This window comes from Pseudoalteromonas sp. SR41-7 (assembly GCF_014163935.1).
GTDB lineage: Bacteria > Pseudomonadota > Gammaproteobacteria > Enterobacterales > Alteromonadaceae > Pseudoalteromonas > Pseudoalteromonas distincta.
The window spans coordinates 321648-333965 of the sequence record NZ_JACJEF010000005.1 but is presented as its reverse complement, the minus strand read 5'-3'; the positions used below and the strand labels follow the sequence as shown (position 1 = coordinate 333965).

The window sequence follows — 12318 nt, the reverse complement described above, 5'->3', positions numbered from 1 at the left end:
CTATTAATTAATAAGTATATTAAATTTTAATTGTTTATATAAAGGCAATAATTAAGGTTTAAACTCAATTGTAACTAGGCTTGTAATTTATTATAAAGAATGTAATATGAAATCCGCTCCGCTTTATTGGAGTTTTATGGATAATTATTAGGACGACGGAATGTTTTTATTTGAAGAGTATATTTCCCCTATTTCAGAGACCGAGGTTGCAGGTATTGATCCTCGCTCAGATGTCTCGCCTACGTCGACTTATTACGCCTTAAAAGATTTAAGAAACCAGCTTCGCGCAGCAGAAAGAAATGCATTAGTGGATGAAGAAGGTATTTCCTCACTAGCAAGAGATTGGCTTCCTTTATTAGAGCAATGTAGCAAAGCAATAAAAACACAAAGCAAAGATATCGAATATTTAGCTTGGTTTATTGAAGCACTTTGTCGAATTCATGGCTTCAAAGGCTTAGCTTTTGGTTTTAAAGTTGCTCATAACTTGCTCGACAATTATTTTGATGAATTATACCCGTCACTCGATGACGATGATGAAGTGTCAGACAAAGTATCTGCATTGGTTGGCCTTAATGGTTCAGCAGGCGAAGGTACATTAATAATCCCGATAAAAAGTATCTATCTGACCGATAGCGCCAGTATGGAGTCATATTCTTTTTGGGAATATCAGCAAGGCTATGATATTTCTCGTTTAACAGATGAGAAAAGAGAGAAAAAGCTTAATTTAGGTGCTGTTGACTATGAGCTCATTGAAAGAAGTGCTGCAGAAACAAGTACTGAATTCTTTGTTACTTTAAAACAAGACATTGAAAACGCGATTGAGCAATTTGCTTTATTAAGCGAAGTATTGGATAGAGTAACTGGACAGCCACAGCCAACATCAAATATAAAACAAGCATTAGCAGTTAGTCTTGCTGCTGTTGAGCATGTTGCTGCAGATAAGCTTGAAGCTGCTGATAAGGCAAAAGCTGCATTAAACGAAGTGCAAGAAGTGGTTCAAAGTGAAGACGACGACGGTCAAAGTGTTACAGAGCAAGTTGTAAAAGTTAATCACGAAATTAACTCAAGAGAAAGTGCGATTAATAAACTCAAAGAAATCGCTACTTTTTTTAGAAAAACAGAGCCGCACTCACCTATGTCGTACACCATAGAACAAGTAATTCGATGGAGCGAATTGTCGCTGCCTGAATTATTAAATGAATTAATTACAGATAGTGATGCTAGGACTGGGTACTTTAAGTTGTCTGGCATTAAAATCAGCGAAACTGAAACATAAGTAAAAGGAGTTCTCTATGAGTATCCATGATAAATTAAAACGAGTTCGTAAGCCTCGCGTACACATCACTTATGATGTGGAAACTGAAGGCACTGCAGTAAAAAAAGAATTACCATTTGTTGTTGGTGTTATGGGCGACTTCTCTGGTGATAACACAGAAGCATTAAAACCACTTAAAGATAGACGATTTGTGCAAATAGATCGTGAAAACTTTAATGACGTTTTAAAGCGCATGAGCCCTTCACTAAAATTATTAGTTGATAATACGCTTAATGATGATGGTTCTGAATTTGAAGTAAAACTTAACTTTAAATCGATTGATGACTTTGAACCAGCAGCTGTTGTAAATCAGGTTGAGCCATTACGTAAATTAATGGAAACACGTAACAAGTTACGCGATTTAATGACTAAGATTGACCGCTCTGAAGAATTAGAAAACGTGCTTGAAGAAGTACTAAGCAACACAGCAAGCTTAGATACAATCGCAAAAGAGCTTAAAATAGAGGAGACTGAAAAATGAGTACAGAGCAACTAAGTACTGAATTAGAGTCTACCTCAGAAGCAACGTCTTCACTATTAGAGCAAGCTATTGGCGCAACTAAGCAAACCGATGCAAGCCGTGCAGAAGAGTTACTTAAAACACTGACAGAAGAAGCCTTAAAAGGGACTGTTCAGTGGAACAAAAACATGACAGTGACGTTTAATGAAGCAATTCAATTAATCGATCAAAAGATCTCAAAACAGCTAAGTGTAGTAATGCACAGCGAAGAGTTTCAAAAGTTAGAAGGCTCTTGGCGTGGATTGCACCATTTAGTAATGAATTCTGAGACAAGCTCTACACTTAAAATTCGTATGCTAAATATGAAGAAAAAAGAACTTCATAAAGATTTGAGCAAAGCTGTTGAGTTTGACCAAAGCCAAACATTCAAAAAAATCTATGAGTCTGAGTTTGGTACTCCAGGTGGCGAACCATACGGTACTATCGTTGGTGACTTTGAGTTTACTAACCACCCTGAAGATGTTGAAACATTAAGCCTAATGTCTAATGTTGCAGCCGCTGGTTTCTGTCCATTTATTTCAGCTTCATCGCCATCATTATTTGGTTTTGATAACTGGGAAGAGCTAACCAAACCACGTGATTTAGAAAAAGTATTTGAATCTCTAGAGTACACTAAGTGGCGTTCATTCAGAGACAGCGATGATTCGCGTTTTGTTTCATTAACTATGCCTCGTTTCTTATCTCGCCTACCTTATGGTGCGGCTTCTAAACCAGTTGAAGAATTTAACTATGAAGAGTTTGAAGTTGAACCAAAAGATGGCCGTTCAGTAAGTACTGATAACAGTGATTACTGTTGGAGTAATGCAGCCTACGCTATGGCAACAAATATGACCAAAGCATTTGCTCAATACGGTTTCTGTACTGCAATACGTGGTGCTGAAGGCGGCGGTAAAGTAGAAGGTCTTCCTACGCATATCTTCACAAGTGATGATGGCGATCCAGATCTTAAATGCCCAACTGAAATTGGCATTACAGATCGTCGTGAAGCTGAATTAAGCAAGTTAGGTTTCTTGCCTCTTTGTCATTACAAAAATACAGATTATGCAGTATTTTTTGGTGGACAAAGCTGTCAAAAACCACAAATTTATTCAACTCCAGATGCCACAGCTAATGCGGCAATATCTGCACGTCTACCTTACCTTATGGCAACGTCTCGCTTTGCTCATTACCTAAAAGTAATGGCGCGTGATAAAATTGGTAGCTTTATGGAAGCTGAAGACGTTGAGTCTTGGTTAAACCGCTGGATCCTTTCGTATGTAAATGCGACTGAGGGTGGTGGTCAAGAGATCAGAGCACGTTATCCTCTAGCAGATGCAAAAGTATCAGTTAAGGAAATTCCAGGTCAACCAGGTGCATATAATGCAGTTGCATGGTTACGACCTTGGCTACAAATGGAAGAGCTTACTTCTTCTTTACGCCTTGTAGCTAAAATTCCAGAGATCGGTTAATAAACTGATCTTTAGCGTTAAGGATAATGCAGTAGAATGAATCACGAAGAGTTTTCATTTATAAATCAAGACTTCGCTTTTGTACAAAAAGCGCAGTCTAGAATAAGTGATAATGAGGCTTTACTCGATAGGTTTTTAAACGAAAAAAACCTAGATAAAGCCTTGTTGTTATGGCTTGAAGGCTCTTCAGATTCACCTATATCTTGGACTAAAGAATCACTTGGTCCTTATTTACAGCGCGTAATTGTTGAACTCGATCAACTCATTTCAGAACAATTAAACCTCATAATTCATAATGATAGATTTCAAAAGTTAGAAGCCAGTTGGCGTAATCTTTGGTGGCTGATACTTCAAAGCGAACAATACGACAAAGAAAATAAAGTAAAAATAAAAGTATTGAACTGCGATTGGGCAACACTCTCTAAAGATGTAAACAAAGCTATTGATTTTGACCAAAGCCTATTTTTTCAACTACTTTATCAAAGTGAGTTTGATAGCGCAGGTGGCGAGCCATTTGGTGTAGTAGTGGGTGATTATGAAATTAGTAACATGTGCTCAGCAGGCACAATTTATAATGACATAGACACAATAAAAGAAATATCTAGAACCGCTGCCGCTGCTTTCTCTCCATTTATTTGCTCAGCTTCTCCTAACTTATTTGGTGCAGATAACTTTTCTGATTTAGGCTATTACGCAGACTTATTTGACCAGTTTGAACAACCCGAATACGCTAAATGGCAGAGCTTTCGAGCGATGGAAGAATCTCGTTTTATTGGGCTTACGCTTCCTCATGTATTAGTTAGACCGCCATATAGCAATGATGGAAAACGTCATCAAGATTTTTACTTTAAAGAACAAATTAAAGACCCTGAAAGCGATATGCTTTGGGGCAATGCAGCATATCAATTTGTATCTACCTTAATAAGAGCATATTGCGATAGTGGCTGGTTTGGGCACATTCGCGGTATTGAGCCGGGTAAAATTTCAAAGGGTCTGGTTACAGGGCTTGCGAGAGACAGTTTTGCAAACGACACTTATCAAAAAGAAGCAAAGCCACCACTAAACTTATTAGTAACAAGCAAATTTGAAAAGCAATTTTCTGAACTTGGCTTTATTCCAGCATCATCAGTGACTAATACAGAACACATTGTTTTTTATAGTAATGCATCGGTTCAAAAAACCAAAAATTATGAATCAAGCGCCGCTAATATTAATGCGCGCTTATCTTCAATGCTGCAATATATTTTGTGTGTATCTCGTTTTGCTCACTATTTAAAGCTATTAGCTCGAGACCGTGTCGGCTCTTATAACACGGCACAAGCTTGTGAGCGAGACCTACAAGCGTGGATAAATAATTATACAACGGCTTCAGATTCCTCCTCCGAGCATATAAGAAGTAAGTACCCGTTAAGTAATGCCAGAATAAAAGTCAGTGAAAATAAAGCCAATCCAGGGCATTACTTTTCTGTTTTACAATTACAGCCACATTTTCAATTAGATCAGATGATCTCCAGTATTAAATTAATTACAGAGCTCAGTCCTCATCATAAAATAAAGGAATAGTCATGAAAAAAATACATAGCTTAATTCGCGAGGGGAAACTTACTGATGCATTATCTTGTTGTGCTACAGAGCTTCAAGATGAGCCATTAAACTTTGATATCAGAAGTATTTACGCCGAATTACTTTGCATAAATGGTGAACTTGAAAAAGCCGATAAACAGCTAGATTTCATGGTTCAAAAAAATCCAGAATTTGCAGTAGGTGCAGTAAATTTAAGGCACTTAATTCGTGCTCAGCAATCTCGTGTAGATTTTTATCAAGGTAAAGGCATTCCTAAGTTATTTCATGATGCGAATGAGTTAGACACACTATTTTTGAAAATGCATGTTGCTCTGTTAGAAGGCTCAACCGACGAAGCAGCTCAGTTAGCTCAAGAGATGGAGTCTTTAAGAGTTAGCACAGACGTGGCATCAACAAGAGATCTTGATGATTGCTTAAACCCGTACCTAGAGGTTTTAGGTACTAATGGTGAGTTTTATCTAGCAAACTTTAACGAAATTGAATCGTTAAAAATGGAGCCAGTAGAATCTTTATTAGAAAGTATTTGGTTACGTGTTGAAATTACAATTAAAGATGGTCCATCAGGTACAGCTCATTTACCACTTGTTTATATTAACTCTGAATCGGAGCTTGAAAAGCTAGGTCAAGTGTCTGACTGGGTTGAGTTAAAAGATGAATTTATTATCGGTAAGGGCATGAAAATGCTGTTTGTTGATGATGAGGCTATCACCATCCCAAATTTAAAAATAAGCTCACTTGAAACAGCATAATTTAAGCTTAAGCAACCATGATAGAGCATAAACAACAGCTTCAAGCATCCATCATAGATAGGCTTATTGATGATGAGCCCGACTTCCAGGATGCGCCATCACGTACCGAAGGCATCACTATTAGTGAGCTTAGAAAAAACGTGCGCAGAGATATTGAAGCTTTGCTAAATGCTCGAATTCAATGGCATACATGGCCAACTCAATACACCGAGCTGGCTACTTCATGTTTGTCTTATGGTTTACCTGACTTTTCGAGTATGTCTGTAAGCTCTCACGAAGGGCGCGCATTACTGTGTGAAACCGTCAGAAATACAATTTTAAAGTTTGAGCCACGGTTTCTTGAAGTAGAAGTGTTTACAGATGAAGAAGTGCCTTTAAACAGAGTGTTAAATTTAAGAATAAATGCGCTTTTATACGCCGACCCTGAGCCAGAGTTTATTAGTTTTGATTCAGAAGTAGAGCCCGTGAACTTGGGTATGAAGATTATTGAGGCATCATTATGAACGATGAGTTATTGAAGTATTACAATCGTGAATTAGCATTTGTGCGTCATTTAGGTAAAGACTTTGCTGAAAAATATCCAAAAGTTGCAGGGCGTTTAAAGTTAAGTGAAGATCATATTGAAGACCCTCATGTCTCAAGATTAATAGAATCTTTTGCATTTTTAACTGCCAATATAAGGCAAAAGCTCGACGATAGTTTCCCGGAGTTAACGGATGCTTTGCTAGGGCAAATGCTACCAGATTACCAAGCGCCAATCCCATCAATGTCAGTTGTTAAGCTCGAAGCTGAGAACTTATCTACGGCAGGGGTGATTATACCAAAGGCAAGTGAAGTAGAAACTAACGTTGACTCAATGAAGCAATGTAAATTTCAAACGTGTTATGAAACCTACCTTTGGCCTGTTGAAATAACAAATGTGCAATTTGATAATAGCCCATTTGTAGCGCCTAAGCCTCGCTGGCAAGAAAAAGCAAAATCTATTTTCAAAATAGAATTAACAGGTGAGTATAAAGGGGTTTCGCTTGCAGAAACTGGCCTTGAAAAATTACGGATTTTTATCAATGGCCAATGGCATCATACACTTAAAGTTTACGAACTACTGTTCAAACATAGTATTGGTATTGCTATAGACAATGGCGATGAAGGTATTAGATATCTGTCAAAAAACCAATTAAAAGCAGTGGGCTTTGATTCTAACGAGGCTGTGGTTCCTTATTCGCAGCGCTCATCTGCCGGATATCGTTTGCTCGTCGAAAATTTTACTTTTCCTGAGAAGTTTAGGTTTTTTGAGCTTGAAGGCATTCTTTCATCACTGCCTAAGCAATCTAATAAATGTAGTATTTATATTTACCTTGATACTGAATCTGCTGAGCTTGAAAAGCAAGTAGATAAAGATATGTTCTTATTAGGCTGTACACCAATAATAAACTTATTTGAACAAGAGCTTGAGCCAATACGACCTGAGATCAGTGAATATGAATATCAGTTAACACCGCGTTATATGGACTCGGAAATATCAGAAGTAATTGGTATATCGGAAGTTATTGCATTTGATCATAAAGGCAATAAACAAATTGTTTCGCCTTTTTATGGTCAAACACATCCTAAATATCATGGACATGATGATTTGTTTTGGCATATTCGTCGAGAAACTGCTTCTTGGGCTGGCGGTTATGTAGAGTCAGGAACCGAAACATTTTTATCGTTAGTTGATGCTACTTTTGAAAATAGTGCGATGGAATATGGTGACGGAAACTCTGTACTTACTGTGCGCGCAAATTGTAGTAATCGCAACCTACCAGCAAGCATGCCATTTGGTGATGACGAACTTGGTTTATTAATGCCTGAGCGCGGCGATGTAATTAAAAAAATTAGATGTTTAACGCCATTTACTCATGCAGTGAGACCTATATTAGCTGATGCAACACGGTGGCAGTTAGTTAATCATTTAACGCTTGATACCTTTAGTGGTGAAGACGCATGTAATAAGCTTAAAGAAGTTTTGCGTTTATACGATTTTAGAGCATCACCACAAACTAAAGGCATGATAGATAATATTTATAGAGTGGTAATAGAGCCTTCAACTGCCCGTGTGATTCAAAAAGGTAAAGTAAGCTTTGCAACAGGCAGCGAAATTGAAATTACATTTGCTAACGATGATTTTTCTGGCAGCGGCATGTTCTTCTTTGCATCAATACTTGATCACTTTTTTGCTCAATTTGCAGCAATAAATAGCTACACGCGTTTAAGTTTAAGGCTTAAAGAGCAAGAACAAATTTATTATCAATGGCCTGCAAGAGTGGGTGACTGTCCGTTATTATGATAAAGCAAATAATCTCACAAGCTTCTCAAATTGACTTTTACAAAGCTGTTTTCATAATTGAAAATCAGCTAAAAAAGCGTGGCTTAGATTATCGACATGTCGGTTACGACAGTAATCCAAAGCAAGAGTTGATTAAGTTTACAGCTACCCAAAAGTTTGGTTATCCAGGTAATGCAATTACCAAATTAGAAGAAACTGGTTTTGAAGACGGTATGCATAAAGTAACTATGCAGGTTTCTTTTATGGGGCTGACGGGTTGTTCAGGCGCTTTACCCCAGTTTTATAGTGAACTTGTGATGCAGCGTTTACGCTATAAAGATACAACCATGCGTGACTTTTACGACATGTTTAATCATCGTTTAGTCTCACTGTATTACCGCGCTTGGAAAAAATATAAGCCTTCGCTTAATCACGTTAATAAAGAAAAAAACAAAGACCCATACACACAAATACTCGGTTTATTAAGTGGTGGCTATAACGAGCACCAACTGCATTTTTCAGGTTTATATAGCCGTAAAATTAGAAATGCATTTGATTTAAAAAATGTACTTTCGTCATACCTAGGTTGTGATGTATCAATCAAACAAATGGTTGGCCAATGGCACGAGTTAAAAGAGCAAGAACAAACCCGTTTAGCCAGCCAGGCATTATATGAAGGCCAGCACGCCCGTTTAGGTGTTGATACCATGATTGGAAATAAAGTATGGGACGTATCTTCTAATATCGAAATCCACATAAAATCAGATGATCCAGATAAAGCAAAACAACTTTTGCCCAAAGGTCCGCTTTTCGAAATAGCGAATCAAATAACAAAAGACTATGTAGGAAATGCTATTAACTTTCGCTTGGTCATTGAGTCAAATTTTCAAAATTTAGGTGCCGCTAAACTTTCAAAAAATGAGTGTCAGTTAGGCGCTAATAGCTTCTTATCTGTACAAGATAACAAATTAAAATCTAACCCTACTAAGTTATCGTTTAAGGGATAATTAAAATTAAAAGGAAAAAAGTATGTCTTCGATGACACTGAATAAACTAGTTGAAAAACTGAGTCCTGATTGCAGAAAAAGCCTAGAAGGTGCTGTTGCTATATGTAATAGTCGCAGTCATTTCACGGTTGAACTTGAGCATTGGTTACTTGCAATGATTGAGCAGCAATTAGATGATGTTAGACTAATTTTTGGCTCGTTCGATATAGATATTGATAAAGTTCAACAGGATTTAAATCAATCATTAGAGTCGTTTAAAACGGGTAGTGAGTCATCTCCTAGTTTGTCAGTGCATGTTACGAGTCTTCTTAAGCAATCTTGGTTAAGTACCAGCATTGAGTTTACAGATAATCAAATTCGTAGTGCATACGTTATTTATACCCTTACTAAAGACGATACATTATCTAGCTTAGTAACACGTTGTAGTAAGTTATTTAATAAAATAGAGCCTGGTCAATTGCTTCATGCATGGCCTGAAATAGTTGCGCAATCTCAAGAGCGCAACCATTCAGTACAAAATGCGTCAACTCAAGCAAATGTTGGTTCTAAAACTCCAAGTTTAGATCAATTTACTGTTGATTTAACTGCCCAAGCACTCGCTGGAAAAATAGACCCTATTCTTGGTCGTGATTTCGAAATTCGTCAAATGGTTGATATTTTAACCAGACGCCGCCAAAACAACCCAATTTTAACTGGTGAAGCGGGCGTAGGTAAAACAGCTGTTGTTGAAGGGCTAGCATTAAGAATTGCTCAAAAAGACGTACCTGCTGTATTACAAAATGTAAAAATTCACAGCTTAGATTTAGCACTATTACAAGCTGGTGCAGGTATGAAAGGGGAATTTGAAAATCGCCTTAAATCGCTTATCAATGAAGTAAAAAATGCGGTAAATCCGGTTATTTTATTTATTGATGAAGCACATACCATGATTGGTAGCGGTGGTGCAGCGGGTCAAAATGATGCGGCAAATCTATTAAAGCCTGCTTTAGCGCGTGGTGAATTACGCACAATAGCTGCAACTACTTGGGCTGAATACAAAAAGTTTTTTGAGAAAGACGCCGCATTAACACGCCGATTCCAAGTTGTAAAAGTTGAAGAGCCAACCCCTGAAAAAGCGGTGGCAATGTTACGAGGCTTAGTGCCTGTAATGGAAAAACACCACAAAGTGTTTATATCTGAGCAAGCACTTGAAGGCGCGGTGCATTTATCACATCGTTACATTACTGCAAGGCAGCTCCCAGACAAAGCCGTTGCATTACTAGATACAGCTTGTGCACGTGTTGCAATGAGCCAAGCATCTACTCCAAATACTATAGAGCAGCTTGTAAATCGCTTAAGCGAAATAGAAACACAAGTAAAAATGCTTAACAGAGAGCAAAAAACGGGCTTAGATCATTCACAGCAACTAGACACATTAAAAGCAGAGCTAATTACAATTGAAGAGCGATTAGCGCCGTTAAATGAGCAATTTAGTACTGAAAAAGAAATTGTGGCTGAGCTTAATCTAGCTTTAGAGCTTATTAACTCTCAAGATGAAGAGTCATCACAAGAGATACTCGATAAGCTAAGACTTAGTAAAGAGAAGCTAGCCTCTTTTGAACATAATATGGTTCATTGGCAGGTTAACGAAGAGCTTATAGCGCAAGTTATTTCAGATTGGACAGGGATACCTGTTGGCAAAATGCATGAAGATGAAATACATGGCATTTTAAATTTAGCACAGCAAATGAAGCAACGAGTTGTAGGGCAAGACCACTCTCTTGATTTAATAGCTAAAGTTGTTCAAACATCTCGTGCTCAGCTAGCAGATGAAAGCCGTCCTAACGGTATATTTATGTTAGCAGGGCCAAGCGGTGTGGGTAAAACAGAAACTGCACTTTCGCTAGCCCAAGAAGTGTATGGTAGTGAAGAAAACGTCACGGTAATTAACATGTCAGAGTTTAAAGAAGAACATAAAGTTTCTTTATTACTTGGCTCTCCTCCAGGGTATGTAGGTTACGGTGAGGGAGGAATATTAACCGAGGCAGTAAGAAGAAAGCCATATAGTGTTGTACTTTTGGATGAGATGGAAAAAGCACACCCAGGCGTACAAGATATTTTTTATCAAGTGTTTGATAAAGGTACAATTAAAGACGGTGAAGGCCGCGATATCGACTTTAAAAACACAATCATTATTATGACCTCAAACGTGGGCACAGATACCACAATGAGCTTGTTTGAAGACGAAGAAAGTAAACCAAGCATCAAAGGTTTATTAAAGGCATTACAAGATGATTTACTTGCTTCATTTAAACCGGCATTTTTAGGTCGTATTAATGTAATACCTTACATTCCGTTAAGTGACGATATTCTTACTGAAATTGCCGCTATTCAAATAAATAAAATAATTAAACGTGTTAAAAAACACTACAATGCCGAGTTAATTTATAATGACGATGTAATTGAATATATTATTGCTAATTGCCAAAATGCAGGCTCAGGTGCACGTAATATTCACACTATACTTCAAAATAGAGTGCTGCCATTGTTGTCTGAGGTTTTACTTTCTAGCATGATTGACGACAAAGAAATTAATAGTATATCGCTATTAGTAAAAGATAATGAATTTGAACTAGAGCTGAATTAAAGGTTAATTAAAGTTAATTTGAAATAACTTGTTATTAAGGTTGTTTCTTTAGTTTGAGGGCATTATAATTTTGGTGCCTGATATCACTACATGGAATTTTTGAGACATTGTCTTCATCTAAGGAAAGGAATCAGAAGGCCTTTTCATTGCTGTATTAAAGATAATGGTTTCAAAGGAATTTTGGTATATACCAAAGTAAAGAATCCAGTATTAATGGATAACATTGTTTAATAAAAAGGAGCATTATCAAATGCAAGCAAATACATATTTAAAATACGGTTCAATCAAAGGCGAAACTACTGCTGAGTCTTTCAAAGATTTAATTACAGTTTTATCTCTTGATTGGAATGTAAGTCGCGAAATTAGCTCAGCTACTGGTACAGCGATGGACCGTGAGTCAAGCTCTACTCGCCTTGGTGACGTAACAATCACTAAACTTCAAGATAAAGCATCTCCGGATCTTTTCAAAGAAGCGACAATCGGTAAAGGTTTACCAGCTGTTTTCCATATCACTAAGCAAGGTGATAAGGTTGAAGAAATCATGAAAATCGAACTTACAGATGCAATGATTTCTAGCTACTCAGTTTCAGTACAAAATGATCGTCCAATCGAAACAATCACTATCAGCTACACAGAAATGATGATGACTGTTACTCCAACAGACGACAAAAATAACATTACTGCTCCTCTTGTATACGGTTACAGCGGTGTTAAAGGTCAACAAATGTAATATTTGTTACCTTATAATGGCTCTGGGCATTGCT

The 12318-nt window shown here is 37.3% G+C and carries 10 protein-coding genes; all 10 read left to right on the top strand.

The window, feature by feature from the left end:
- Window positions 1-160: 160 nt before the first annotated feature.
- The 10 genes from tssA to H5092_RS09405 all read left to right on the top strand — a co-directional run bounded on the left by tssA (window position 161) and on the right by H5092_RS09405 (window position 12284).
- Window positions 161-1276, top strand: coding sequence for a type VI secretion system protein TssA (gene tssA / locus H5092_RS09450; protein ID WP_182733398.1), 1116 nt, complete (start codon window positions 161-163; stop codon window positions 1274-1276).
- Between the two features lie 16 nt (window positions 1277-1292).
- A complete protein-coding gene (gene tssB, locus H5092_RS09445) occupies window positions 1293-1796 on the top strand; it encodes a type VI secretion system contractile sheath small subunit (protein ID WP_024594566.1) in 504 nt (167 codons plus the stop codon).
- On the top strand, window positions 1793-3283 hold the full coding sequence (gene tssC / locus H5092_RS09440) for a type VI secretion system contractile sheath large subunit (protein WP_182711778.1): 1491 nt from the start codon (window positions 1793-1795) through the stop codon (window positions 3281-3283). The genes tssB and tssC (H5092_RS09440) overlap by 4 nt, the downstream gene beginning before the upstream one ends.
- A 36-nt stretch (window positions 3284-3319) precedes the next feature.
- Window positions 3320-4846 carry a type VI secretion system contractile sheath large subunit gene (gene tssC, locus H5092_RS09435; protein WP_182711777.1) on the top strand — a complete coding sequence of 509 codons (1527 nt, stop codon included), beginning with the start codon at window positions 3320-3322 and terminating at the stop codon, window positions 4844-4846.
- A gap of 2 nt (window positions 4847-4848) precedes the next feature.
- Window positions 4849-5616 carry a type VI secretion system accessory protein TagJ gene (locus H5092_RS09430; RefSeq protein WP_182716266.1) on the top strand — a complete coding sequence of 256 codons (768 nt, stop codon included), beginning with the start codon at window positions 4849-4851 and terminating at the stop codon, window positions 5614-5616.
- Window positions 5617-5633: 17 nt separating this feature from the next.
- A complete protein-coding gene (gene tssE / locus H5092_RS09425; RefSeq protein WP_024594570.1) occupies window positions 5634-6119 on the top strand; it encodes a type VI secretion system baseplate subunit TssE in 486 nt (161 codons plus the stop codon).
- Entirely contained in the window at window positions 6116-7942 is a 1827-nt protein-coding gene (gene tssF / locus H5092_RS09420; RefSeq protein WP_182733397.1) for a type VI secretion system baseplate subunit TssF, read from the top strand. The genes tssE and tssF overlap by 4 nt, the downstream gene beginning before the upstream one ends.
- Window positions 7939-8928 carry a type VI secretion system baseplate subunit TssG gene (tssG, locus tag H5092_RS09415; RefSeq protein ID WP_024594572.1) on the top strand — a complete coding sequence of 330 codons (990 nt, stop codon included), beginning with the start codon at window positions 7939-7941 and terminating at the stop codon, window positions 8926-8928. The genes tssF and tssG overlap by 4 nt, the downstream gene beginning before the upstream one ends.
- A 22-nt stretch (window positions 8929-8950) precedes the next feature.
- The gene (gene tssH / locus H5092_RS09410) at window positions 8951-11554 is read left to right on the top strand and encodes a type VI secretion system ATPase TssH (RefSeq protein WP_182716264.1); all 2604 of its coding nucleotides are present in this window, start codon (window positions 8951-8953) and stop codon (window positions 11552-11554) included.
- A 250-nt stretch (window positions 11555-11804) separates the two neighbouring features.
- Complete coding sequence (locus H5092_RS09405) at window positions 11805-12284, top strand: type VI secretion system tube protein Hcp (protein WP_024594574.1); 480 nt, start codon at window positions 11805-11807, stop codon at window positions 12282-12284.
- Window positions 12285-12318 lie beyond the last annotated feature (34 nt).